Below are 24,030 nucleotides of genomic sequence, written 5' to 3' on the forward strand. Positions count from 1 at the left end.
ACCGACGGGCGCCCCCGGGCTGCTCGACGGCGCGGGGCTTCTGCCTCCACGGCACCGGGTACGGGAGCGATGGCCACCTCGCCCCGCAGCCTCTCGCGATCGGACGCCTGGAAGGGAATCGACGCGGAATACGCCGTCGCCCTCGTGTAACGGAAACACACGGCGCAACGGAAACACGCTGTGCTCGACATCACTGTGGGCAAGAAGGCCCGCCGGGCCCCGGACATTTCTCCATCCCTTCCCTTTTTCCCTCCCTCTCAAGAATTGAGGAAACACGAGTGCTTGGCAGACGTCCACGCGCCATATGGGTCACCGGGCTGGCCGCGACCACCGTCGCGGTGAGCATGCTGACCGGTGTCCCCGCACACGCAGTCGTCGGTGACGCCGCCAAGAACGGGGCATACCCGTTCACCGCGAAGCTCGACATCGGCAGCGGCCAGCGCGCCTGCACCGGTGTGCTGGTCGATCCCCAGTGGGTACTCACGGCCGTCAGCTGCTTCGCCGACAAGCCCGGTCAGGACAAGGTCGCCGCCGGCAAGCCGAAGTCGGCGACCTCGGTGACCGTCGGCCGCACCGACCTGTCCGGCAAGGACGGGCAGGTACGCACCGTCACCGAACTCGTGCCCCGTACGGACCGTGACCTGGTGATGGCGAAGCTGTCGGCACCGGTCGAGGACATCACCCCGGTCCCGGTCGCCTCCACCGCTCCTGCCCAGGGTGACACGCTGCGCGTCGCCGGTTACGGCCGCACCAAGGACGAGTGGGTTCCCGACCGCCTGCACAGCGGTGGCTTCTCCGTCGACGCGGTGGAGAAGACGACGCTCGCCGTCACCGGCAAGGACGGTGCGAGTGTCTGCATGGGCGACTCCGGTGGCCCGGCCCTGCGTGAGACGGAGGCCGGCGGTTACGAGCTGGTCGCGGTCAACAGCACTTCGTGGCAGGGCGGTTGCTTCGGCTCCGAGGAGACCCGTACGGGCGCCGTCGAGGCCCGGGTCGACGACGTGCACCGCTGGGTCCAGCAGATCCGCCTGACGACCATGTACCGCCATGTCACCGACGTCGTCGCCAGCGCGGACTTCAACGGTGACGGCCGTCCCGACGTCGCAGCCGTCCTCGACGACCACAACCTGCACGTCTTCTACACCGGCCCGGACGGCAAGCTCGAATACGGCCGTGAGCTGTGGAACCACGACGGTTCCTGGGGCCGTAAGCGCGCGATGGTCGCCGGTGACTTCAACGGCGACGGTCTGACCGACATCGCCGCGATCAACCTCGACGGCTACCTCGACCTGTATCCGGGCACCAAGAGCGGCAAGCTGGGCTCTCCCCGCTCGATGTCCAACGACAACAGCTGGAAGATCGTCTCCAAGTTCGCCCGTTACAAGGCCGACGACTCCGGCCGCGACGGCTTGGTGGCCATCTGGAACGACGGCTCGCTGTACGCCTACACCACTGCTGCGGACGGTCGCCTCTCCGGCTTCAAGCGCCAGGTCTGGCACGACAAGACCTGGTCCAAGAAGCACCTCACCAGCGCGGACTTCAACGGCGACCACCGCGACGACATCGCGGCGGTCTCCCAGACCGGTGGCCTGGGCCTGTACACCGGCAACGCCAAGGGCACGTTCGACTACGACAAGGCGATGTGGCCCGACGAGAGCTGGGGCGGTTTCCGGGCCGTCATGGGTGGCGACTTCAACGGCGACGGCAAGGCCGACGTCGCCGCCATCAACAGCTCCGGCGACCTGTTCCTCTACCCGGGTAACGGGAAGGGCACCCTCGGTTCGCGCTCTGCGATGTGGCCCAGCACGTCCTGACGTCGGTACGACGGCGTCGGCACGGCGCAGGACAGCGCGGCGACCCGACGCTGTGACGAGCGTGGTGTGAGGGGCATCCGGCCGGACGGCCGGGTGCCCCTCTGTTGCGTCTGATCGCCGACGCGCCTCCGGCACCCGGGCCCGCGCGCGGCGAAGCCGATGTGACATCAAGCTCCGCCGTCCCTCACGCCAGCGCCTCTATCGCCCATGTGGGTGAAAGCTCGCCCGGCGGCTGTCCTCGGTCGGCGGTTTGCAGTCTCCTGGTCCGAGGCGACCGGCCGCCCCGACGGAGTCCCGTCGTCCCTGGCGTCGGACACGTTCCCGGCACCGGACACGCCGACAACGTCGAACGCGTCCGCGGCATCGGACACGTCGGCGGCCCGCGGGCAGTCCCGTTTCACCCGGCCACCGCGCACCCGGAGGAGCCCATGGAAACAGCAACGGTCGCAGTCGACGTCCAGGCCGGGGACGTGCTCTGCTCCGCGCTGGCTCCGGACGATGCCACGAGGCTGACCAGGGCGACGTCCGCCGCGCTCACCGCGGGAACGATGGTCACCGGGATCGCGGCCACCGCGGCCGCGGCCGACACGAAGGTGAGCTACTACGAACAGCCGGAGGTCGCGCCGGCGCGAACCACCGGGCTCGGAGCCGGGCAGCCGTCCGCCGTGGTCGTCGACGGGCAGGGCCGGTGCGCGCCAACTACCGCTGCTCGAAGGCGCGTTCGTCGTCGGCGAGTGCGATGCGCAGGGGAACGTGACCGTGGTACCGAAGCACGACTTCGCGAACGTCCTCGACTTCGGCGCGAAGGGCGACGACCAGAGCGACGACTGGGACGCCATCACCCGTGCCATGCGCTCCCTGCACCCGCTCCGCCCCGGCGTGGTCTATTTCCCGGCGGGCTACTACCGCATCCGCCGCCCGCTGGTCGTCGGCCGCGAGCAGGGGAAGATCGAGCTGCGCGGCGAGAGCGAACACACCACCATCATCAGGTTCTTCGGCGCGCACGGCCCCGCGCTGTGCATCTCGCCGAAGTCGCTGGGCCACCTGCCCACGTCGGACGCCCTGCTCACCGGAGCGGGCCGGGCCGGCGTTCTCAGCGCGAAGAACCGGAGCACCGTCAACCTCCGTGACAGCCCGGCGCTCGACATGGACGGCGCGGCATCGTTCTCGGTCTCCTGCACGGTGCGCCCCGACGTCCTTCCGGGCGGAGGCGGGGAGCCGGTCCTCTCCAGTTCGGGCCGCCGGCTGAACAGCGAAGCGGCCACCTGCGCTTTCGGTATCTTCCTCGGCGGCACGACAGGCCAGGTCACCGTCACCGCCACCGCCCGGCTCGACGGCGTGGACCACGTCATCTCCCACCCCGGCAGCTTCCCGGTCGGGCAGCCGCTCCACCTCTCCCTGGTCTGGGACGGCACCCACCTCGACCTCTACGCCGGGCCGCCCGGGACGGTACTGACACCCGCCGAGCCACGGGAGGGACAGCGTCCCCGGGCCGGGGCGAAGCTGACCCAGCCCGTCGAAGAAGGCGTGTACCTCGGCGCCAGGAGTCAGCAGCGCTGGCCGGAATACCACGATTTCACGCGGCCGTTCACCGGGCGCATCGACTCCGTCCGCATCAGCGACTTCGTGATCGACCGGGACGCCGGTACACGTACCTTCACCGCGCCGACCGCGAAGTTCGCCTCCGACTTCGCCACCAACGTCAGGCCCGACCCCGTCCACGCGGACCAGCGGCTGGTCACCCGGATACTGATCAACTTCGACCGCGACGTCGACGCCTTCACCGTCGGGTCGACGTGGATCCGACGGACTCCGGACCCCGACCCCGTCTACGTGATGTACCAGTGGGGCGGGCCTCCGGTCGCGGCCGCGCTCACCACGGTCCGGCGGCTGGAGTTCCAGTGTCCCTCGGGCGCGGGTGTCCACGGCCAGCTCTCGAACAGCTCGGTGTTCAGCCACCTCCGCGTCACCGCCGCACGCGACGGGATGAGGCTGCGGAACAACTCGTACCTCTCCGAGGTCGAACATCTCTTCGTCAGCGCCTCCAGGCTCGGCCTCACCCTGGGCGGCAGCGGGCTGGCCAGGGTCAACCGGTTGCAGACCGTCGGAACCCAGTACGACTTCGTGGCGACCGACGTCGTCGGCGTCACCGCTCGCGACTGGTACATCGGCAGCCACCGCTCCGTCGTGCCGCTCCTGCTGACCACAGCGGCGCCGTACGGGTCCTTCCACGGCATCGGAATCGCCATCAGTTCGGAGGCGACACAGGGCCATCCGGAGACCTGGCAGTGCGCGGTGGCCACCTCCGACCTGCACCATCTCGTCCTGGAGAGTTCGGTACTGGAGACCAGCTTCCTGAAGCGGACCGACTGCCCACCCGTGCGCATCGACAACTCCCTGCTCCTGCTCGGTCAGGAACCGCCCAGGCCCCCGCTGGAGATCCCCACCGCGTCGACGTTCGTGAACTGCGAGTTCCGCCCGAGCGCGAGCACCCGCGCGAACCTCGTGTTCACCGGCAGGCGGGGGCCGGCACCGGTCCGGATCCTCGGCAGCACCACCGATCCCGTGAAACCCTGGACCCTCCCCCGGGACGAGAACAGGGTGTCCCATCTCGGTGGCTGTGTGTCCGCGACCGACCTCGGCCAGACACAGTGGCAAGGCGGGCGGGACTGGGTGTTCGCCCTCGACACCACGACGGGACGGATCGGGGCCCGCGAGCGGGTGGCCCAGGGCTGCGGCATCGCGGCCGCGAATCCCCTCACCCTCGCCGCGGTGCCCCTGGCAGCCGGAGCGAGCCGCTACCGGGCCGAGGTCATGGCGACCGACCCGACGGGCCGGGCCGCGACGTGGGTCGTCGAACAGGGCCTGAGCAACGTCGGCGGTACGGTCACCGCCTGGGCGCCCGAAAGCCGGGTCCTCGACTCCTTCGGGTCCGCCGAGGGCTCGGTACCGGCCGGGTGGGACCCGCCACAGATCGTCTCCTTGGACGGTAACGCCGTGGTGAAGTGCTCGCCGCCGGGAGGGCTGACGCTGGCCTTCACGGTCAAGCTGCGGGCGACCGAAGGGCTGGCTGCCTCCTGACGGGACGCTGCGCGCCGACCAGGGGCGAGCCTGTCTTGTCTCGCCCTGGGCCGAGGCAGTCGGACACCGTCGGGCGTCACACCGTGCCTTGACGGGGGACGTATCCGCCGGCGGCGGTGCTGTACAGGGTGCGCCAAGTGGTGGGGGCCGTGCCGGTCTGGCGTTTGAAGAAGGCGGTGAAGTTCCCGGCGTCCTGGAAGCCGAGGCGTCGGGCGCAGTTGCCGACCGGCAGCTCGGTGTGGGCGAGCAGTCTTTTCGCTTCGAGCAGGACGCGCTGGTCGAGGAAGGTCTTGGCGCCGGTGCCGGTGGCGGCACGCGTCGCCCGGGTGAGGGTGCGTACGTCGTAACCGAGTGCCTGGGCGTAGTCGGCCACGTGATGCCAGTCGGTGAAGTGCTCTTCGACGGTGGTCCGGTAGGCGCGGAAGACGCCGGTGTGCCGACTTCCGGAACTCCTTGTCCCGGTCGGGGCCGGCGCGTCGGCGGTGGGGAGGGTGCGCAGGATCAGGGCCGCCAGCAGGTGGGAGAGGAGGGCGGGTGAGGCCAGGCTCGGGGTGTGGACTGCTGCGTCGTGCTCGCGTTCGAGGTGCCCGGCGGCGAGCAGGGCGAGGGACAGGCGCTGCTGGTCCAGGTGCCAGCAGGCCGGGGTACCGGCCTCCGGCACGGTGAAGCCGGGAAACGAACCGGGCCGGAAGAGGATCAGCGGACCGTCGCAGGCCTCGATGTCGCTCCAGCGGTGCACCATGCCCGGCCGGATCCACACGGCGCTGCCTTCTTCCAGCAGATGGCTGTGGAAGTCCGCTTCGTGCGTGCCGGTTCCGGAGCCGATCAGCGCGAAGACGTGGAAGTCGGGGCGCTGCGGCTGGGTACGTCGGCGGTGGACGTCCATCGAGCGCAGCGCGGCGAAATCGAGGACTTCCACCCCGTACGCCGATCCGACGGCCGGGAGATAGTGCACCTGCCGCACCGCACCGTGTCCGTTTTCCACAAGGAATGTGTTCCTTTCCGCCACTGGGTGAACGGTCTCGCGCCTACCGTCGCAGACAGGCCTGACAGCAGGCCAGGGTATGGGTTCACCGGTTCGGCGCGAGCGGCGGAGTCGCTTGCTGCCGACGGAAGGGAAGACGCGATGATGGCGGAGATGGCGGAAACCACAACCGGTGTTGCGGTGTCGGGCGGGTGTCTCGACGTGCTGACACGGGGCCGCACCGGGCCGGCACTGGTTTTCGTCCACTACTGGGGCGGCTCCGCCGCCACCTGGAACAGCGTGCTGGGCCTCCTGCCGCCCGGACAGGCGACGGTCCGCTTCGACCAGCGCGGCTGGGGCGCCTCCCGAGCCCTGCCCGGTCCCTATCACCTCGACCAGCTCACCGACGATCTCGCCCGGGTGGTCCGAGCCCGCGTGCCCGGGCCGTTCGTCCTCGTCGGCCACTCGATGGGCGCCAAGACGAGTCAGCTCCTCGCGGCCCGCCGGCCGTCCGCGCTGGTCGGCCTGGTGCTCGTGGCGCCCGCACCGCCGCAGCCGCCCGTCATGGTCACCGAGGAGTACCGGCAGGGCCTGGCGCACGCCTACGACTCGCCCGAGACGGTGCACCACGCCCTCGACCATGTCCTGACCGCCACTCCGCTGCCCCCGGCGGTGCGGGCCACCGCGGTACGGGACAGCCTCGCCTGCGGCGCCGAGGCCCGGCGCGAATGGCCCCTGCGCGGAATCGCGCGGGACATCACCCGCGCCGTACGGGACATCGAGGTACCGGTGGCCGTGCTGGCCGGGGAGAACGACGTGGTGGAGCCGCCGCACGTCCTGCGTGACTGCCTGCTGCCCCACATCCCGCACGCGACCCTGACAACGGTCCCCGGCGCCGGTCACTTGCTGCCCGTGGAAGCTCCCGATGCCGTCGCGTCAGCCCTTCGGGACTTCCTCGCGGACACAGCAGGGGGCGGGGGCAGGGGCACGGGCATACAGGGCTGACCTCGGGGGACGCGGGTCGCCCCGGTGTCCGCCCCGGCCGGCTGAGCACTGGATACGGCCTGGCCGCCGTCAACGCTGCGCGGTGGGCCGTACCACGATCTCGTTGACGTCGACCTGGTCCGGCTGGGCGACGGCGTAGGCGATGGCGTCCGCGATCGTTGCGGGGTCCAGTGCCATGGCGTCGCGGCGGGCCGGCAGCGCAGCGCGGGCCTCGGGGTCGGTGACCGCGTTGGCGAAGCCGGTGTGGACGAACCCCAGGGAGACGATGGTGACGCGGGGTCGCCCACCTCCTGCCGCAGCCCTTCGCAGACCGTACGGACGGCCGTTTCCGTCGCGGCGTAGACGGCTTGTCCGGGGACGGTGCGGTATGCGGCGGTCGACGCCACCGTGACGAAGTGCCCGGCTTCCTGCCGGCGGAAGACCGGCAGTGCGGCGGCGATACCGTGCAGGACGCCGCGCAGATTGACGTCGATCATGTCGTCCCATGCGTCGACGTGCAGGTCCTCCAGTGGGGAGACCGGCCTGATGCCGGCGTTGTCGACCAGCACGTCGAGGCGCCCGAATCGGGTGACCGCCGTGTCGACCAGGCGGACGAGGTCCGCACGCCGCCGTACGTCGGTCGGCACGCCGACGGCGCGGCCGCCGCTCTCCCGGATCTCGGCGGCGAGCTGCTCGACGCGATCGCCGCGCCTGGCGCCGAGGACGACCGTCGCACCGCGCCGCGCCAGGGCGAGCGCGGTGGCTCGGCCTGTCCCGCTGCTCGCACCGGTGACGGCGATGACCTTGTTGCGGGTTCCGCCTGGTCCGAGTCCATGGCTGTGGCCGTGTCTGTGGTGATGCGTGCGGCCGTGGTTGTGGTGGGGGCCGTGGTCGCGGGGGTCGTGGTGGTGGGCATGAGTGCAGCGACAGCCGGACCAACGCGGTGAGCTGGGGGGCCTTCCTTCGCAGCCGCAGGCAGCGCATCACACCGGACCAGGTGGGGCTGCCGCACTCCGGCCGCCGCCGGACGCCGGGGCTGCGCCGGGAGGAGCTCGCGCTGCTCGCCGGGATGAGCGCGCCACCTGGTGCACGTACCTGGAGCAGGGCCGGGACATCCGCGTCTCGGACCAGGTGCTCGCGGCCCTCGCCTCGGCGCTGCGGCTCGACCGCCACGAGCGCGACCACCTCTTCCGGCTCGCCGGTCGTACCCCCGAGCCCGGGGCCGGGGAACCTGAACCGCTGGCCGCCGAGGTGGCGGCTACCCCCTGCTGCTCCAGCCGCGACCGGCCTACATCATCGGGAGCAACTACGACGTCCTCGGCTGCAATCAGGCAGCCGACGAGCTGTTCCCGAACCTCACCACGCCGACGGGCCGCCCGGCGAACTTCGTCCGCTGGGTGTTCCTCGCCCCGGTGGCCCGGGACGTCGTGGTCGACTGGGAGCCGGAGGCTCGCGGTCTGCTCGCCCGGCTGCGGACGCTGGCCGGACGCCACCCGGTTCACGGAGCTGATCGACGAGTTGAACACGGCCAGCGCAGGCGCGTGCCTGGTGGGCGCAGTACGAAGTTCAGGTCCGGCGCGGCGGACGTAAACGGCTGCGGCGCGGAGGCGGCGAGGAGGCCGAGTTCGTCTACACGGCGTTCCGCCTGGCCGAGCAGCCGGAACTGACGCTGGTGATCTATACCGAGGGCGGGGAGCCGACGGCCTGACGCAGCCGACATTTTCCGTATCGGGCGGTACAGATGTGCTACGTTCTCATTGAGTACCGATCGGTACTGAAGTTCGCCACCTCGTGGAGGTCATTCCTGTGGGACAGCTAGCGGGCAAGATCGCCGTCATCACCGGCGGCAGCACCGGGATCGGCCTGGCCGCCGCCGTACGGCTGGCGGCCGAAGGCGCGCACGTGTTCGTCACCGGCCGGCGCAAGGCCGAACTGGACGCGGCCGTCGAAACCATCGGCCCGGCGCGGGCCACCGCCGTGGCGGGTGACATAGCGAACCTGGCCGACCTGGACCGTCTCTACGACGCGGTCCGTGCCCGGGGCCTGGGTCTGGACGTGCTCTTCGCGAACGCGGCGAGCGCCTCGTTCGCGACGCTGCAGGAGACCACCGAGGAGCACTTCGACCAGACTTTCGATGTCAACGTGCGGGGCACCCTGTTCACCGTGCAGAAGGCGTTGCCGCTGCTCAACGACGGCGCCTCGGTGATCCTGAACTCCTCGGTGCGGGCCGATGACGGTGTCGCGGCCTTCGGCACGTACGCGGCCTCCAAGGCGGCGGTCCGGTCCTTCGCCCGTACCTGGGCCAACGAGCTCAAGGACCGCGGCATCCGGGTCAACGCGATCTCGCCGGGCACCATCGACACTCCCGGACTCGACGGCGTGGCCGCCACCGCGGACGCACCCGTCACCAAGTCGCAATTCGCCGCGGCTGTGCCACTCGGCCGGATCGGGCGTGCGGACGAGGTCGCCAATGTGGTGGCGTTTCTCGCTTCCGAACAGAGCAGCTTCGTCCTCGGTGCCAATCTGTACATCGATGGCGGCGAGAACCAGTTCTGACCTGCGGGCGGCACCCGTTGCGCGAGCCAGAGCCAGGCACGGTCGGCGGGCGGGCGGAGCTCAGACAGTTGCCTGCGGATGTGCCGGGCCGAGGTAGTGGATCGCGGTCTGCTCGGCGTGCGGGGTGAGCAGGTCCCGCAGTTCCTCCGCGGCGGTCTTGAGGAGGTGGCCGTCGCGGGTGGCGTGGAGGGTTTCGAGGGCGAAGACGACGTGGGCGGAGTCCTCGGTGACGCGGGTGCGGTGGGCGTCGCGGTGGTTCCAGTGGCGGGTCAGGACGCCGGTGGTGTCCGCATAGATGATCTCGCCGGGCCTGGGGTTCTCGACGGTGTCGGGTTCGCCGAGCGGCGTGAACTCCTCGGCGCCGTCCGCGTGGCGGACGGTGATGTCACCGGTGACGTGGTCCACGTCGAAGGCGCCGGCGGGCAGGCCGTGCCGTACGGATACGCAGTTGTAGGAGTCGACGGGCGGGTTGACGCGCGGCAGGGCGCCCTTCTTGGCGAAGCGGCGGCCGAGTGCGTCGACGCTGGGGCGGATGCGGCGGGGATTGGTGCCGAAGGACCGGTAGGCGGTGTGCCAGGCCTCGATACGAGGGTCACTCTCGTCGGCGGGCTGCCAGGTGCCGTCGGCGAACTGCCGCTCCAGACCGTCCAGAGCGGCAGCGGTGTCGGGCCAGGGCTCGCGGCCCCGCAGTCCGGTGGCGGTGACCAGGGCGATGAGGGTGTCGGGGAAGGCGTCGGCGACGGCAGGGGCGATGCGGATGTCGGGCATGGGGTCCGTTTCCTGTTCCTGTGCGCGTGCGGGGAGGGAGGGGGCGACTGCGGCGATCGGCGACGGGCGGGCCGCGCACCGCGCAAGGCCGGTCGCTCAGGTCAGGGCGAGGAGGCTGACGGCGACTGCGGCGGTGCCCAGGCCGACCAGTTGGCCGCGGTGCATGCGTTCGGCGAGGACACCGCGGGCCAGCAGGACCGTGCCGGCCGGGTAGAGGGCGGTGAGCACGGCGACGACGGTCAGGTCGCCGCTCCGTGCGGCGAGCAGGAACATCAGGTTGGCCAGGGAGTCCAGCACACCCGCGGCGGCCGACATCGCGTAGGCGGGCCGCTCGGAGCCGAGCTTGCGGCGCATCAGCGCGGCGGCGGTCAGGGTGACGGCCGAGGAGACCGTACGGCCGATGACCAGCGGGGCCACCCCGCTGTCGGACGGCGCCTGGTGCAGGAAGACGAGCTGGAGGGCGATGGCGGCTCCCGCGCCGAAGGCCAGCAGCAACGCCGTACGGGAGGGGCGCACCGCCCCGGTGCCGTGTCCGGCGCTGACGAGCACCACCGCCACCAGCGCGAGGGGCAGGCCGATCAGTCCGGCGGTGGCCAGGCGCTCGCCCTGGAGCAGGCCCACGCCGACGGGCAGGGCGGCGGACATCAGCGCGGTCACGGGCGAGAGCACGTTCATCGGGCCGATCGCCAGGGTCTTGTAGAGCAGCGCGAACGCGGTGGCCGAGGCAATTCCGGAAGCCGCGCCCCAGCCCAGGGCCGCGGCGCCGAACGAGGCGCCGAGCACCGGCCACAGCAGGAGTTCGACCGCGAGACTGGCCGGCGCCGCGATCATCACGGTGCGCAGCACGTGTGCCTTACGGGCGCCGAGGCCGCCGAGGAAGTCGGCACATCCGTAGGCGAGGGAGCTACCGAGAGCCAGCAGTAGAGCGATCACAGCGACAATCCCTTACGATTCAACGGAACGACCAGACCGTACAACACAATGACCGGTCGGCGTCAACCGAACGACCGCACGGTGCATTCGATTGGTCCGCTGTCCAGCGACCGGCGACCGGAGACCGGAGACCGGCGACCAGCCATGGAAGGTGATCAGATGGCCGAGACGGCCGCAGCCCTGCGGACGCTCGCGCAGAACGTCAAGGCGGCCCGCTCCCGTGCGGGCCTGTCCCTGGAGGAGCTGAGCCGACGCGCCCAGGTCAGCAAGGGGGCGCTGGTGGGGCTGGAGAGAGCCCAGGGCAACCCCAATTTCTCGACCCTGGTCCGGCTGGCCGACACCCTGGGCGTCTCCGTCTCCGCCCTGATGCAGGGATCGCCCGAAGGCCGCGTACGCATCGTGGACGCCGATGCCGTGGCGCCGTTGTGGACCGGAGAGCGGGGCAGCGAAGCCCGGCTCATGCTGACGACCTCGGGCCCGGCCCCCACCGAGATCTGGCGCTGGCGGCTGGAGCCGGGCGAGGAATATCCCAGCCACCCGCACCAGGCCGGAGTCGTGGAAACCGTCAACGTCACCGCCGGCCGCATGGTCCTGGTCGTCGACGGCACCGAGCACACCGTGGAAGCCGGCCGGACCGCCACCTTCGACGGCGACAAGCCCCACACCTACCGCGGTACGGGCGACGCGACCTGCCACTTGATCATGACGGTCCACCTGCCGCCGGGACCCGCCGCGACGGGCTGACGGCTCGACCGGCGTCCGTGGCGCGCCGAAGCCGGGCGAGGACGACGCCGGGCAGGAACGAGTGGGGCACGGTGAGGTCGGGACGTGACGGCCTTCTCGGGGGTGGGGCCGGCCACGGACGCGTGCCGGGAAGAGGGATAGCGGCGGACGGACAGGGCCATCACCACGATGGTGATCAGGCCGGCGACGCAGGCGACCACCAGGACGCCGACGCCGCCGGAGGTGTTGACCGCGCCGCCGCCGGCGGTACCGGCCAGGGCGATGCCGACGTAGAGTCCGCTGGTGTTCAGCGCCACCGCCTCGGTGGCGGCATCGCCGCCCATCTGCATGGCGCGGGCGTTCATCGGGGGGTTGTTGGCCCAGCCTGGCACCCCCACAGCACCAACACGAGGCAGACCAGCCACACCGGTGCCGTTTCCTGCCCGATACCGCCGACCACCAGCAGCGCCAAGGCGGCCGCCGCCACCCCGCCGAACGCGGCCAGCAGCGTGCGGTCCACGCCCCACCGGTCGGTCAACCGTCCGCCGAGTACGGTGCCCACCGCGCCCGAGACACCCACGATCGCGACGAAGACGCCCACGTACCGGCCGCCTACGCCGGTGAGGTCGTGGGTGACGGAAGCCATGTAGATATAGGGCATCAGGCCGCCGCAGGCCGCGAGCATCGTGCCCAGTACGCACAGCAGCAACGAGGGCCGCCGCAGCAGAAGCAGCCGCTCGGCCACTCCGGCCACCGGAGTCCGCGGCATGCGGGGCAGCGTCAGCGCCGTCAGCACCCGAAGGGCCATCAGTGTTCCGAAGGAAGGTGCCAGCGCTGTGGCGAAGTTGACCACCGCGAACACCGCGAGTCCGCCCACGATCAGCATTTTGCGTGGCACCCGCCCGGTGGCCACCGCGAGGATCGGACAGGCAATCGCCTAGGTGATCGAGAACACCGTCACCAACTGGCCCGCGGTGCCCTCGCTCACCTCCAGGTCGACGGAGACCGCCGGAAGGGTCCCGGCGATGACGAAGTCATCGGTGCCGATGACGAAGGTCGTCAACAGCAGGCCGATGCTGCCGTGATCGGCGAGCACCCGTCCGGTGTCCAACTGCCGTTGCGTGTACGCAAGAAGCTGCGCACACGTCAGGCGCTCGTCGACGCGGCGCTGGAACTGTTCACGGAACGCGGCTTCGACAGCGTCACGCTGGATACGCTGTGCGACGCCGTCGACGTCTCGAAGCGCACGTTCTTCCGCACCTTCAGCAGCAAGGAGGACGTGGCGCTGGCGCCCGTCCACGACCTGTGGGCCGTTTTCATGGAAGAGCTGGAGACCGCGGAGCCCACGGGCGGCCCGGCCTTCGAACTGCTGGAGGGCGTGCTGCTCGCGACGCTCGGCCGCATGGGCGCGGACGGCTGGGCCGAGCGCCTGCGGCTCAGTCGCCGGCTGTCGGCGCGGACACCGTCGACGGAGGCGCACCACCTTGCCTTCTGCGACCGGACCGGCGCGGCGATCGTCACCGTCATGCAGCGCGGGTTCGACATGACCATGCAGCCGGATCCGTACGGCCTGCGGCCGCGGCTGGCCGTCGACCTGCTGGCGGCGGCCTTCCGCCGGGCCCTGGAACGCTGGGTCGCCGACCCTTCGGAAACCGGCCACGAAGGGCTCGCCGACGCCCTGCGGGACGCCTGCGCGGCCGTGCCGGAAAGCCTCGTACTGCCCGCGCGTCCACACTGACGCACGCCTCCCGGCCCAGCGGCCCCTCGTCGGAAGCGAGCCTCGCCGGCCCCAGAGCGCGAAAGCGGCCTCCGCAACATGTCCAGGCACTCTGGTGCCTCTCGTCGGCACGGGCTACTTTCATCTGCGATGGCCCGCACCGGGGCATCACGACCCAAGGGGGAACATTGCGCAAGATGGCTGTATCTGCCGCGAGCCTGACTCTCGCCGCGGGGGCCCTCGGGCTCACCGTGGCGCCCAGCGCCAATGCGGCGACACCCTGCCCGTCCGGAGCTGTCTGCATCCGCGAGACGAACGGCAGCATCCTGAACAAGAACATCTTCTACAGCTACGGCGCCCACAACCTGTCGAACGTCACCGGCAACCGGGTGATCGTCAACAACCAGACGGGCGGCGCCGGGTTCCAGTTCTGCTACGGGTACAACGGGACCGGTGGCTGCTCCGTCGTGATGCGCGGCGTGGGCGAGTCGGCGCCGTACAACATGACGCCGATCAACTCCGTCGTACTCGTACGCTGAGCACCACCGGAGGGCGTCCCGCCGGCCTTCCCGCCTCCCCAACCTGACGGCTGGAGAGGCGAGTTGCGGGCGGAGCGCTGGGCCTCACCCCTCGCGTGCGCTGTCGGCCGCGGCGAGTACGGCACAGACGCCGTCGCGGGCCGGGCGGGCGGCGTCCGCCCCGAGGAGTGCGGACGTCGCCATGGCCCCCTCGACCAGGATGTGGACCTGCTCGCCGACGCCGCGTACGTGGGTGTAGTCCTCGGCGAGTCCGGTCAAGTAGTCGCGGAGCAGGCTCTTGTGTTCCTGGACGGCTTCGGCCACGAGCGGGTGACGCTCGTGGCCGGGGCCGCCGGCTTCGGCCCAGGCGTTGACGAAGGCGCAGCCCCGGAACCCCGGTGCGGTGATGGTGTGCTGCATGTGGTCGAACGCCGCGAGGAGGCGGGCCCGTGAGCCGGCCGGGGCCGGGGCGGACCGCTCGACGGACCCGGCCAGGTCCGCACGCAGTCGCTGCCCGTGCGCCCGCAGGTAGGCGGCCACGAGGTGGTGCTTGGAGGGGTAGAGCTTGTACAGCCGCGCGAGCGACACCCCGGCGTGGTCCCGGACCTGGGTCATCCGCACCGCGTGGATGCCGTACTCGTAGAAGAGCTCTTCGGCGGCCTGCAGTACGCGTGTCCGCCCCTCATCGCCGTCCGCCGCCGTCAACCCCGGGCCTCCTCATGCGCTAGAACGTTGGTTCTAGTGTACGGGTGCGACCGACGGATCGAACCACTCGCCGTACGGTACGGCCAGGGGCGTGATGCCGAGTTTCCTCGCGCGCCCCTCGAAACGTTCGACCGCCCGCGGAGTCTCGATGTAGATCGGCGGCTTGTCGAGCGTGCCGTAGTGCATGGGGACCGCGATGCGGGCGCCCAGGATGTGCGCCGCGACCGCCGCCTCCTCCGGCAGCATGACGGCGTTGAAGGGGCTCGGCGGCTGGAGGTGCGGGAGCTCGACCACCGCCCCGTTGATGGGGACGAAGGCGATGTCCACCGGGCCGAACCGGCGCGCGATCGACCACCAGTGGCCGTGGAAGACGGTGTCCCCGCCGTGAAAGACGCGCAGGCCGTCGCATTCGACGACCCAGGAGAGCTGCGGTTCCCCCAGCCCGTCGAGGGAGGGCCCCGCGCCGATGCGGAACGGGCCGGCGCCGCGCTCCTCCCACGGCCGCACGACCTCGGTCGCGACGCCGTGTTCACGGAAGGACGCCTCCGCCCCGCAGGTCCACTTGAGGTCGTCGTCCGGTCCGGTGACCGGCTCGGGCCGGTACACGGGAGCGCCGGGAGCGAGCGCCTTGCGGATCGCCACCGGGTCGGCGTGGTCGGTGTGCAGGTGCGTCACCAGCGCCGCCACCGTCTCCCCCGGGCGGGAGGCCGCGGGGAACTTCTCGTCCGAGTACAGCGGCGAGGTGTCCTCGACGAGGTCGATGACCAGTGTCCGACCGGCGTGTTCGAGCTCGGCGCCGGCCCATCCCAGACGTCGTAATCGCACAGCGTCTCCTTCGCTCTCATGGTCAGGCAGCCGACGTCGACATGCCGGACGGGCCGCTAGAACCAGTATTCTTAGAACGGGCATTCTCACCGTAGCAGAATGGGCGTTCTAGGTTGGCCGGGTGGGGTGTTCGGCATGGGAGCGGGGGTGTCGGCGCCGGCAGGACGCCGTTGGGGGACCGAACTACGGTCCTCCCGGGCAGACTTCGGGGCCGCCACAGCGGCCCCGCTGCTCACCTGCGCGCAGCCACCGCGCCAGTCGGCCGGGGGGTTCCGGCCGGCCCGGACGGCCGAAACGGCAGACAGGTTTCCCACTTCCGGCGAATGTCCAAAAAGGACCGCCCCTCCACACTCGTACCCGACCGGACTGAACCGGCCGGTCCTGAATCACATATTCCACAGTGCGGCGCCCAGCAGGGCGCCCGTCGGCTCACGGGGGGGGACGCGGCGGCAGACGCGCTCTGCCGCGGCGCATCGGCAGGCGCCGCCAGGACGGCCGACGAGCACACCGGCCGCCGGTGGCCGGGCTCGTGGACCGGACCACGCGGCTGGTGCCGGGCCGGCCCGTACACGGCACGGACGGTCCGGCTGCTGTCCGGGAGAGACGGGTGCTTCTGGAAGGACGGTCGCACGGGGGCAGCGCCACCTCGCGGCCCGGCAACCGTGTCGGCGACGCCTGCTCGTACGACGGGGGAGGAAGGGAAAAGTGCTGATCGGACACGCTGTTCAGATGCAGGGCACGGGCCCGGAACTGGTGGAGCGGGAGACCGTTCTCGCCACTCTGCGCCACCTCCTCGGCTCCCTGTCCCGCAGACGAGGCCATACCGTCCTGGTGACGGGGCCCACGGCGTCGGGCCGGTCCGCGCTGCTCCGGGCGTTCGCCGAGGAGGCCGCGGCAGCCGGCGCCTCGGTACTCACCTCGGCGGGCTCACCCGCCGAGAGCCGGCTGCCGTTCGAGCTGGTCAACCAGTTGCTGCCGGGGTTGCGTCCGACGGACGGCGCGGCGGAGCACCCGATGCCCGCGCAGCCGGCCGGCACTTCCGGTGCCGACGCCGCCCGCGAGGTGCACCGTTCGGTGGCGCGGCTCGCCCGGACGGCGCCGGTCGTCCTGGTCGTCGACGATGTCCAGCACGGTGACCGGGAGTCGCTCGACTGCCTGCTGTACGCCGTGCGCAGGCTGGAGCGGGCGCCGGTCATGATCGTCGTCTCCGAGCCGGAGCAGCCCGTCCCTGGTGTTCCTTCGGTCAGTTCCGCGCTGCTGCCGCACCGGCGCTGCACCCGGCTGCGCGTCGGTCCACTGTCCGTGGACGGCATCCGGACGCTGGCCACCCACCGTGTCGGCGCTGTCGAGGCGCGGCGGCTGGCCCCTCGGCTGAAGCTTTCACCGGTGGGAACCCGCTGCTGGTGCACGCCCTGCTCGACGACGGCGGCGGGTGCGGGGAAGCGGACAGAGCCGGAGCCGGGGACGAGTGCGGGGACGGGGACGGTGCTGCGGGCAGGGCCGGCACCGGGGAGACGGCCGGCTCCGGGGAGGGGTGCGCCGGCACCCGTTTCCACGACGCCGTACTGACCTGCCTGGACCGCTGCGGTCCGGGCGCGGCGGACGTCGCGCGGGCGCTCGCCCTGGTCGACACACCGGCCACGGCGCAGTTGATCGGCGAGATCACCCGGATGACCCCGGAGTCCGTCGGGCAGGCCGTCACGGCCCTGCGCACGAGCGGCGTCATCGAGAATTTCCGTTTCCGGCATCCGGGGGCCCGCTCCGCCGTACTGGCTTCGGTGCCCTACGAACGGCACCGCGCGCTGCGGTTACGTGTGGCGGAACTGCTGCACCGGCGCGGCGCCCGCCCGGCCGAGGTCGCCCGGCATCTGCTGCGCTGCGGTGAGGTGGGCGCGCCCTGGGCCTGCCAGGTGCTGGAGTCCGCCGCCGAGGCGGCCATGGCCGACGACGACATCGGCCATGCGGTGAACTGCCTGCGGCACGCCCATCTGTCGGCGGTCGACACCGTCCGGCGGACGACGTCGCGGATCGAGACGGTGCAGGCCGAATGGTGCCGTGATCCCGAGCCGTCGCAGCGGCATCTGAAGACCTGATCGGCCAGGTACGGCAGGGCGGTGTCGCCGAGGAGGCACTGCCGTCACTGGTCAAGCAGATGATCTGGCACGGCATTCCGGGGATCGCGGAAGAACTGCTCGACCGGTTGCGCCTCGACACGGGCGCGGTCTGCCCGAGTGAGGCCGCCGAGCGGCAGTTCACGCACCTGTGGGCCGCCTCCGTCTACCCGTCCCTGCTGCGGACGGTGCCACAGACGCCGGTGGGCCGGCGGCGGGACAGCGGGCCGCTGCTCGGCCGGATGGACCGGCCGCTGCGGGCCGCCGGGGCCCTGCTCGACGTACTGAAGCCGGGCGGCCACGACGCGGCGGTGGCCGACGCCGACCAGTTGCTGGTGTATCCGGCCGGCCGGGAACGGGAGGTCTTCCGGGTCGCCGTCCTGGCACTGGAGACGCTGCTGTACGCGGGCCGGGCCGAGCGTGCGGCGCGGTGGAGCGAGCGGCTGCTGGACTCCAGCGGTGACAGCCCGCCAACGTCCTGCTCAGCCAGGCGGCCATCCCCTGGGACCGGCTGTCCGAGGCGGACTTCCGCCGGCTGCTCCTGAACTACGGTGCCTGGAGCGAACAGAACAGCGCGCCGGGCTCGCCGGGCGCGGAAGTCTCCAGTGTCCTGGTGCTCAACCACCGCGCCAGCGGCCCGGTGGCACTGGTCAGCCAGATCGACGCGGAGCGGCCCGGTGCGCGCGACCGGCTGCGCGCCTTCCTCACCGCGCTGGTCGAGGGCACCGCCGTCCAAGGTGATCCGGCCGTCACCGAAGCCGTCCAGGAACTGACCTGGCTCCAGGCCAACCGGCACCTGGTCACCGTCATCGGCAACCAGCCGATCCCCTCGGTCCGTGGCGCCACCAAGTCCGCGACCTGCGCACCAACTACTCCGGCGACCAGGCCGCCACGATGTACCGGCACCTGAACCGGCCCGATGTGCACAGTCCCGGCGCGATCGTGATGCTGATGCCCTTCGGCGGGCAGATCAACGCGGTGCCCCCCCCGGCCGCCACCGCCTCCGCGCAGCGCGACTCGGTCATCAAGATGCGGATCGAGAACTGGTGGGTGAACCCGGCGGACGACGCGTCGAACATCGGCTGGACCCGGGAGATCTTCCAGGATCTGTTCGCGGACACCGGCGGCGTGTCCGTACCGGACTCCGCCACCGACGGCTGCTACATCAACTACGCGGACGCCGACATGACCGACCCGGAGTTCAACCGCTCCGGCATCCCCTGGCCGACTCTCTACTACAAGGACAACTATCCGCGTCTGCGCAAGGCCAAGGGACGCTGAGACCCGCGCAACGTGTTCCGGCACCGGATGAGCATCGAACCTCCGGTCGCGGAGAGCTAGTGCCGCATCGGGCGATGTCCGCCCTGTTGGACGAACGTTGCCCTGGTGCGGCACTGGAGAGTGAACACGATCTTTCCCCGGGCGTGGCCGGTCTCGCTCAACTGGTGTGCCGCGGCCGCGTTCTCGATGGGGAAGGTGGCCGCGACCGGTACGGTGAAGCGGCCCTGCCCGGCGAGAGCGGCGGCCACGGCAAGTCCTTCGACCGCCTGCGGGTCCGCTCCCGGGCCCGCCGAGCGTGTCTGGTGGACTCCGTACTTCGCGGCGTTCATGTCGGCGATGGTCACCACCCGGTCCGGGCTTCCGGTGAGGTCCACCAGATCGGGCAGCGAGCCGGATCCGGCGCAGTCCAGGACGACGTCGACTCCGTCCGGTGCGAGGGCGGTGACCCGCTCGGCCAGCCCGGGGCCGTAGGCGGTCGGTGTCGCCCCCAACCCCGCGACGAACGTGTGGTTGTGCGCGCTGGCTGTACCGATGACGGTCGCGCCGCGGGCTGCCGCGAGTTGGACGGCGACCGTGCCGACCCCGCCGGCCGCGCCCTCGATCAGCAAGGTCGTGCCGGTGCCGATCTCCAGCCGGTCGAGGGCCCGCGTGGCGGTCTCGACGTTCCCGGCCGCGCCGCCGGCCTGCTCCCAGCTCAGCGCGTCCGGCTTCGGCGCCCAGGCCGCCAGGACAGCGTACTCGGCGTTCGCACCGCCGAGCTGTGCGACCTCGACGATGCCGAAGACCTCGTCGCCCGGCCGGATACCGGTCACCCCTGGGCCGACCTCGTCGACCACACCCGCGGCATCCATGCCGAGCACGTGGGGCAGGCGCAGCGGTGCCATGGCGCGGAACCGGCCCGACCGGAGGTGGCAGTCGGCGGGAGTGAGGCCCGATGCCCGCACGCCCACCCGGATGTGGCCCGGTCCCGCGTGCGGTTCCGGTACGTCGGCGACTTCCAGGACGCTTGCGGGACCGTACTCGGAGAATGTCAGTGCTCTCATGGCGTCGGACGCTAGCGGAACACCCCGTCCGTTTGGCTAAAGTGAGAGCGGTGACAAACCTTTTGCCTCACTCCCTGCGCTCCGACGCCCGGGACAACCGGGAGCGCATCCTGGCCGTGGCCCGCACGACATTCGCAGAGCAGGGGCTGGACGTGGCGATGCGCGAGATCGCGCGGCGTGCCGAGGTCGGGCCCGCGACCCTCTACCGGCACTTTCCGACCAAGGAGGCGCTGGTCACCGAGGCCTTCCGCGAGCAGATGACGGCCTGCACGGCCATCGTCGACGAGGCACTGGCAGATCCGGACCCGTGGCGCGGCTTCTGCCTGGTGATCGAGGCGGTGTGTGCAATGCAGGCACGGGACCGGGGCTTCACCGCGGCGTTCGTCTCGGCCTTCCCCCGCGCGATCGACTTCGCCGCGGACCGGGAGCGGGCACTGGACAAGGTCGCCGAACTCGCCCGCCGCGCCAAGGCGGGCGGCAAGCTGCGTCCGGACTTCGTCCTGGACGACCTGATCATGGTGCTCATGGCCAACGGCGGCATCCGGACCACCTCGCCGGCCACCGCGGTGGCCGCCGCACGACGCTTCGCCGCACTGCTGATCCAGGGCCTGCGGGCCGAGCCGGCCATCCCGCCGCTGCCCCCGCCGGTCCGGCTGCCGTTGGCGGTGGTGACTTAGAGGGCGGAGGTGAACGTCCGTCCGTCACGCAGCAGCGCCCGGAGCACACTCGCTCGTCGTCGGGCCAGGGCGATGACGGCCTGGACGTGCTTGCAGTCGTCGCTGCGCTTTTGAGTAGAAGTCCCGGTTCGGTCCGTCGCGGATGATGCCGGTCCGTGCGGACATGTAGAGCACCCGTCGCAGGCGGTGGCTGTAGCGCTTGGGCCGGTGGAGGTTGCCGGCGCGGCGGCCGGAGTCACGCGGGACGGGCACCAGCCCCGCCGCCGAGGCCAGATGGCCGGCGTCCACGTAGGCCGACAGGTCCCCGGCCGCGACGAGGAACTCAGCGCCGAGTATCGGCCCCATGCCGGGCGGGGACTCGATAGTTTCCGCCTGCGGATGGCTGCGGAACGTCTCGCGGATCTGCCTGTCGAGCCGCTTCAGCCCGGTCGTCCAGGGCCAGGATCTGTGTGGCCAGGTCGGCGACGACCTGCGCGGCAACGTCCTCACCAGGCAGCGCGGTCTGCTGGGCCCGGGCCGCATCCAGCGCGGTCGCAGCGGCCGGTCTCACGGATCTGTAACGACCTGCATACCTTGCGGCTGTCCGGTGTGCTGGACCGGATCGCGGGCATGGTGGTCGGCATCCCGACCGAGGTCACGCCCCACGACGGCGGCGGCGGGCGCGCAACTCTACGCGACGTGGTGCTCGATGTTCTGGGGCAGCGTGACGGTCCTCGCCCAGGTCGACTTCGGCCACACCTCGCCGAACCTGCCACTGCCTGTCGGCGTCCGCGCACACGTGGACGCCGACAACCGGACGCTGTCGGAGGTCCGGAGGGCTGCGCCCGTCGTGTTCCGCTTCTCCGAGCGGCCTGCCTGTCATGCCCGTTGCTCCGGCTTGCCCGATCGTCCTGACCGCCGCCGAGTGTTCGAGTGAGCGGGGGCTTGTGGCCACGAGACCGGCCTGCGTCCGCTCCGTCCCCGGATGCCGGGGAGCCGGGCGGCCGGGCGGCCAGGCGGCCAGACGGCCAGGCGGCCAGGGACGGAGATTCGCGCGAAGCCGGGCAGCGGCAAGACGGTCAGCAGCGAACCGGTCAGCAAGAGCCGAGGTTCTGCCAGACGCCCCACTCGCCGGTGGTGCCGGGCTCTTCGCCCTTCGTCCACCACTTGGCCTTCCAGGTGTGCCCGCGGTGCGCGACCTGCTGGTCGGTGGTGTAGACCGTTCCGGGGGCCCAGGGTGCGGCCGTGCACTGGCCGCCGCTGCCGCCGGTGACGGTCAGGGCGTATGTCGCCGTGCGGCTGCCGGAAGGGCCGGTTCCGGTGACGGTGATGCGGTGGGTGCCGGACGGCGTGGCGGCGGTCGTGGCGAGGGTCAGGGTGGAGGAGCCGCCCGCCGTGACGGAATCGGGGCTGAGCGAGGCGGTGACGCCCGCGGGGGCGCCGCCGACCTTCAGGTCCACCTTCTGGGCCGCGCCCGCGGTCACCGCGGTGCGCACCGTGGTGGTGGCCGTGCCACCGGCGGCCACCGATCCGGAGACGGGTGCCGCGGTCACCGCGAAGTCGTTCTGCGGGGTGCCGGAGCCGCTGGTGAAGGGCGCGAAGATCCGGGTGAAGTCCCAGGTCTGCTGCTCGATGCCGGAGCAGTTGTCCGCGGCCGGGCCGCCGGGGCAGCTTCCGTTGTCGCGTTGCAGGGCCCAGAAGGACAGCGTGTTGATCTTCTTGGCCTTGGCCCAGTCGTAGACCTGCCGGGCGTTGGCCAGGGTGAAGGTCTCGGCCGGGCCGAAGTCGTCGGCGCCGGGCATCTCGGTGACGCCGATCATGCCCCAGAGCTGGGCGTCGCTCTTGTCCGGGTAGAGGCGCGCGAGCTGGTCGCGCAGGCCCTGGGCGGCGGTCTCGGTGTCGCGTGCCATGTCGTGGGCGGCGTTGTCGTAGTAGTCGAACGTCATCAGGTTGACCACGTCGACCCGGGCGCCGTTCTGCACCGCGTTCTTCAGCAGGGCGACGGCGTTGGCCGCCGGGCCGCGGGTGGTCGTCGGCAGGGTGTAGGAGATCTCCAGCTTCCGGCCGTTGGCCGCCGCCCAGTCCTGTAGGAGTCTGATCGCCTTGTTGCGCCGGTCGATGCCCGCCGCGTTGTCGAGCGCGTCGACTTCGATGTCCATGTCGAGCCGGCTGACGTCGTAGGCCGTGACGGCCTTCTGGTAGGCGGCGGTGATCTGCTGGACGTCGGTGCAACTGTCGGCGATCTCGGTGCCGGTGGTGTCGGCGGTGTACCCGCCGAAGGAGGGGATGGCGTCACCGCCCCTGGCCCGCAGGGTCTTGATGTCGTCGCCGAAGGTGGCCGGGGAGATCGGCATGCTGGTGCTGCCGTTCCACAGGGGCGTGCAGGAACCCTTGGCGGCCGTCTGGATGAACGCCATCGTCAGGTGCTTGGCACCCGACTCGGCGGACATCGCGGCGGGGCTCTGGCCGGTCCAGGATTCGAAGTAGGGGGCGAAGACCTGGGCCGGGAGGGGGGTGGCCGCCGCCGCGGTGCCGGTGCCGGTTCCGGCGAAGCCGAGCGCGGTGGCGGCGGTGACCGCGGCGACGAGGGCCACGCGTAAGGGGTGCTTGCGTCTCATGTCTGTTCCGTCCAGCCGATGAGGGGTGTCCAGCTCGTCCCGTGCGTGCGGTACAGGGACGGGGAAGAAAGTCCCCCCAAGAGCAGGAACATGTCAATGGTCTGGACCAAACGAGGACTGGACCAATTGGGGCGAGGGGGCATCGGCGCGCCCCCGGGAACGTCTGTTCTTCCGCACCCGGAGGCCCCATAGTGGGGCTGGTCCGGTGCGCTCCCGCCGAAGGCGGGCGGCCGGGGCCCGGACCGGCATTCCGCGAATCCGTCGGGCGGCGGAGCGAACGCCCGTCGCCTCCGTGCACGGCGAGGAGTGATCATGACCGGTGCGGACGAACCCGGTACGGCTCGGCGTGAGTTGTTCGCGCTGCTGGAGAACGTGGACACGGTCGACGAGTTCTTCGGCCGGCTCGCCGACGACGTGCGGTGGAGGCTGTTCGGCAAACACCCGCTGGCCGGGTCCTACCGGGGACGGGAGGAATTCGTCCCCGCCACGATCGGCAAGGTGCGGCCGCTGTTCGACGGTGGACTGTGCTTCCGTATCCGGGGGCTGTACGGCGGCGGGGCGGTGACCGTGGTCGAGATGGACGGGGTCGCCACGGCGAAGGACGGAGTCCCCTACGACCCGTTCTACGTCTGGGTGTGCCGCTTCGAGGGCGAGACCATCGTCGAGGTGAACGCGTACATCGACTCCGCGGCGGTCAACGACATCCTGGAGCGGCTGTCTCCCGGATGACCCG

Annotated in this window: 25 protein-coding genes and 3 pseudogenes; 15 read left to right on the forward strand and 13 right to left on the reverse strand. The window is 71.3% G+C overall.

Annotated features, from left to right (window positions below; translation table 11 throughout):
- Positions 1 to 278: 278 nt before the first annotated feature.
- On the forward strand, positions 279 to 1,814 hold the full coding sequence (locus ACZ4QV_RS31675) for a trypsin-like serine protease (RefSeq protein WP_361587093.1): 1,536 nt from the start codon (positions 279 to 281) through the stop codon (positions 1,812 to 1,814).
- Positions 1,815 to 2,211: 397 nt separating this feature from the next.
- On the opposite strand, the gene ACZ4QV_RS31680 is transcribed toward ACZ4QV_RS31675, so the two are convergent.
- Positions 2,212 to 2,403, reverse strand: a complete 192-nt coding sequence (locus tag ACZ4QV_RS31680; protein ID WP_467763726.1) for a hypothetical protein — start codon at positions 2,401 to 2,403, stop codon at positions 2,212 to 2,214.
- A gap of 164 nt (positions 2,404 to 2,567) precedes the next feature.
- Between ACZ4QV_RS31680 and ACZ4QV_RS31685 the strand changes: the two genes are divergently transcribed.
- Positions 2,568 to 4,895 (forward strand): glycosyl hydrolase family 28-related protein, encoded by a 2,328-nt coding sequence (locus tag ACZ4QV_RS31685; protein ID WP_467763727.1) that lies wholly within the window; start codon positions 2,568 to 2,570, stop codon positions 4,893 to 4,895.
- A gap of 76 nt (positions 4,896 to 4,971) precedes the next feature.
- Here ACZ4QV_RS31685 and ACZ4QV_RS31690 read toward each other — a convergent pair whose 3' ends face one another.
- Positions 4,972 to 5,880 (reverse strand): helix-turn-helix domain-containing protein, encoded by a 909-nt coding sequence (locus tag ACZ4QV_RS31690; protein ID WP_467763728.1) that lies wholly within the window; start codon positions 5,878 to 5,880, stop codon positions 4,972 to 4,974.
- A 153-nt stretch (positions 5,881 to 6,033) separates the two neighbouring features.
- Between ACZ4QV_RS31690 and ACZ4QV_RS31695 the strand changes: the two genes are divergently transcribed.
- Positions 6,034 to 6,864, forward strand: coding sequence for an alpha/beta fold hydrolase (locus ACZ4QV_RS31695; protein ID WP_361620146.1), 831 nt, complete (start codon positions 6,034 to 6,036; stop codon positions 6,862 to 6,864).
- A gap of 69 nt (positions 6,865 to 6,933) precedes the next feature.
- On the opposite strand, the pseudogene ACZ4QV_RS31700 reads toward ACZ4QV_RS31695, so the two are convergent.
- Positions 6,934 to 7,643 (reverse strand): annotated as a pseudogene (locus ACZ4QV_RS31700) (SDR family oxidoreductase).
- Between the two features lie 118 nt (positions 7,644 to 7,761).
- Here ACZ4QV_RS31700 and ACZ4QV_RS31705 point away from each other — a divergent pair.
- A pseudogene (locus ACZ4QV_RS31705) lies at positions 7,762 to 8,551 on the forward strand (helix-turn-helix transcriptional regulator).
- Positions 8,552 to 8,649: 98 nt separating this feature from the next.
- Positions 8,650 to 9,399: an SDR family NAD(P)-dependent oxidoreductase gene (locus tag ACZ4QV_RS31710; protein ID WP_361634996.1), complete on the forward strand. Its 750-nt coding sequence runs from the start codon at positions 8,650 to 8,652 to the stop codon at positions 9,397 to 9,399.
- A gap of 60 nt (positions 9,400 to 9,459) precedes the next feature.
- On the opposite strand, the gene ACZ4QV_RS31715 is transcribed toward ACZ4QV_RS31710, so the two are convergent.
- Positions 9,460 to 10,167 (reverse strand): B3/B4 domain-containing protein, encoded by a 708-nt coding sequence (locus tag ACZ4QV_RS31715; protein WP_361634993.1) that lies wholly within the window; start codon positions 10,165 to 10,167, stop codon positions 9,460 to 9,462.
- A 96-nt stretch (positions 10,168 to 10,263) separates the two neighbouring features.
- Positions 10,264 to 11,100, reverse strand: a complete 837-nt coding sequence (locus ACZ4QV_RS31720) for an EamA family transporter (RefSeq protein WP_467763729.1) — start codon at positions 11,098 to 11,100, stop codon at positions 10,264 to 10,266.
- A 159-nt stretch (positions 11,101 to 11,259) separates the two neighbouring features.
- On the opposite strand from ACZ4QV_RS31720, the gene ACZ4QV_RS31725 reads away from it, so the two are divergent.
- Positions 11,260 to 11,844 (forward strand): helix-turn-helix domain-containing protein, encoded by a 585-nt coding sequence (locus ACZ4QV_RS31725; RefSeq protein ID WP_361154807.1) that lies wholly within the window; start codon positions 11,260 to 11,262, stop codon positions 11,842 to 11,844.
- Here ACZ4QV_RS31725 and ACZ4QV_RS31730 read toward each other — a convergent pair.
- Genes ACZ4QV_RS31730 through ACZ4QV_RS31740 form a run of 3 tightly spaced genes read right to left on the reverse strand, consistent with a single transcriptional unit; the run spans position 11,766 to position 12,919 of the window.
- Positions 11,766 to 12,188, reverse strand: a complete 423-nt coding sequence (locus ACZ4QV_RS31730) for a hypothetical protein (protein ID WP_467763730.1) — start codon at positions 12,186 to 12,188, stop codon at positions 11,766 to 11,768. The genes ACZ4QV_RS31725 and ACZ4QV_RS31730 overlap by 79 nt on opposite strands.
- Positions 12,185 to 12,700, reverse strand: coding sequence for an MFS transporter (locus tag ACZ4QV_RS31735; RefSeq protein WP_467763731.1), 516 nt, complete (start codon positions 12,698 to 12,700; stop codon positions 12,185 to 12,187). The genes ACZ4QV_RS31730 and ACZ4QV_RS31735 overlap by 4 nt, the downstream gene beginning before the upstream one ends.
- A gap of 60 nt (positions 12,701 to 12,760) precedes the next feature.
- Positions 12,761 to 12,919: a hypothetical protein gene (locus ACZ4QV_RS31740; RefSeq protein ID WP_467763732.1), complete on the reverse strand. Its 159-nt coding sequence runs from the start codon at positions 12,917 to 12,919 to the stop codon at positions 12,761 to 12,763.
- Here ACZ4QV_RS31740 and ACZ4QV_RS31745 point away from each other — a divergent pair.
- Positions 12,905 to 13,561, forward strand: a complete 657-nt coding sequence (locus tag ACZ4QV_RS31745; protein ID WP_467763733.1) for a TetR family transcriptional regulator — start codon at positions 12,905 to 12,907, stop codon at positions 13,559 to 13,561. The genes ACZ4QV_RS31740 and ACZ4QV_RS31745 overlap by 15 nt on opposite strands.
- Before the next feature lie 176 nt (positions 13,562 to 13,737).
- On the forward strand, positions 13,738 to 14,079 hold the full coding sequence (locus ACZ4QV_RS31750; RefSeq protein ID WP_361154962.1) for a hypothetical protein: 342 nt from the start codon (positions 13,738 to 13,740) through the stop codon (positions 14,077 to 14,079).
- 84 nt (positions 14,080 to 14,163) lie between these two features.
- Here ACZ4QV_RS31750 and ACZ4QV_RS31755 read toward each other — a convergent pair whose 3' ends face one another.
- Together ACZ4QV_RS31755 and ACZ4QV_RS31760 are read right to left on the reverse strand one after the other, a co-directional pair.
- Positions 14,164 to 14,763, reverse strand: a complete 600-nt coding sequence (locus tag ACZ4QV_RS31755; RefSeq protein ID WP_361879803.1) for a TetR/AcrR family transcriptional regulator — start codon at positions 14,761 to 14,763, stop codon at positions 14,164 to 14,166.
- Between the two features lie 33 nt (positions 14,764 to 14,796).
- Positions 14,797 to 15,588 (reverse strand): MBL fold metallo-hydrolase, encoded by a 792-nt coding sequence (locus ACZ4QV_RS31760; protein WP_467763734.1) that lies wholly within the window; start codon positions 15,586 to 15,588, stop codon positions 14,797 to 14,799.
- Positions 15,589 to 16,293: 705 nt separating this feature from the next.
- On the opposite strand from ACZ4QV_RS31760, the gene ACZ4QV_RS31765 reads away from it, so the two are divergent.
- The 5 genes from ACZ4QV_RS31765 (at position 16,294) to ACZ4QV_RS31785 (ending at position 18,980) form a co-directional block, all read left to right on the forward strand.
- A complete protein-coding gene (locus tag ACZ4QV_RS31765) occupies positions 16,294 to 17,157 on the forward strand; it encodes an ATP-binding protein (RefSeq protein WP_467763735.1) in 864 nt (287 codons plus the stop codon).
- Positions 17,158 to 17,258: 101 nt separating this feature from the next.
- Positions 17,259 to 17,681 (forward strand): hypothetical protein, encoded by a 423-nt coding sequence (locus ACZ4QV_RS31770; protein ID WP_361154815.1) that lies wholly within the window; start codon positions 17,259 to 17,261, stop codon positions 17,679 to 17,681.
- A gap of 59 nt (positions 17,682 to 17,740) precedes the next feature.
- Positions 17,741 to 18,244, forward strand: a complete 504-nt coding sequence (locus ACZ4QV_RS31775) for a hypothetical protein (protein ID WP_467763736.1) — start codon at positions 17,741 to 17,743, stop codon at positions 18,242 to 18,244.
- Positions 18,245 to 18,312: 68 nt separating this feature from the next.
- Positions 18,313 to 18,609, forward strand: a complete 297-nt coding sequence (locus ACZ4QV_RS31780) for a hypothetical protein (RefSeq protein WP_361587134.1) — start codon at positions 18,313 to 18,315, stop codon at positions 18,607 to 18,609.
- Complete coding sequence (locus tag ACZ4QV_RS31785) at positions 18,594 to 18,980, forward strand: BBE domain-containing protein (RefSeq protein ID WP_467763737.1); 387 nt, start codon at positions 18,594 to 18,596, stop codon at positions 18,978 to 18,980. Before ACZ4QV_RS31780 ends, ACZ4QV_RS31785 begins: the two co-directional genes overlap by 16 nt.
- 56 nt (positions 18,981 to 19,036) lie before the next feature.
- Here the strand turns inward: ACZ4QV_RS31785 and ACZ4QV_RS31790 are convergent, their stop codons facing one another.
- On the reverse strand, positions 19,037 to 20,023 hold the full coding sequence (locus ACZ4QV_RS31790; RefSeq protein WP_361634974.1) for an NADP-dependent oxidoreductase: 987 nt from the start codon (positions 20,021 to 20,023) through the stop codon (positions 19,037 to 19,039).
- Between the two features lie 50 nt (positions 20,024 to 20,073).
- On the opposite strand from ACZ4QV_RS31790, the gene ACZ4QV_RS31795 reads away from it, so the two are divergent.
- Positions 20,074 to 20,700: a TetR/AcrR family transcriptional regulator gene (locus ACZ4QV_RS31795; RefSeq protein ID WP_361154820.1), complete on the forward strand. Its 627-nt coding sequence runs from the start codon at positions 20,074 to 20,076 to the stop codon at positions 20,698 to 20,700.
- Here the strand turns inward: ACZ4QV_RS31795 and ACZ4QV_RS31800 are convergent.
- Positions 20,697 to 21,256: pseudogene (locus ACZ4QV_RS31800) on the reverse strand (transposase); the annotation flags it as partial. The gene ACZ4QV_RS31795 and the pseudogene ACZ4QV_RS31800 sit on opposite strands and share 4 nt — an antisense overlap.
- 517 nt (positions 21,257 to 21,773) lie before the next feature.
- Positions 21,774 to 23,297, reverse strand: coding sequence for a chitinase (locus ACZ4QV_RS31805; protein ID WP_467763738.1), 1,524 nt, complete (start codon positions 23,295 to 23,297; stop codon positions 21,774 to 21,776).
- Between the two features lie 312 nt (positions 23,298 to 23,609).
- Between ACZ4QV_RS31805 and ACZ4QV_RS31810 the strand changes: the two genes are divergently transcribed.
- Positions 23,610 to 24,026, forward strand: coding sequence for a nuclear transport factor 2 family protein (locus ACZ4QV_RS31810; RefSeq protein ID WP_361154823.1), 417 nt, complete (start codon positions 23,610 to 23,612; stop codon positions 24,024 to 24,026).
- Positions 24,027 to 24,030: the final 4 nt, after the last annotated feature.

It is taken from the genome of Streptomyces sp. NPDC026394 (assembly GCF_055567735.1).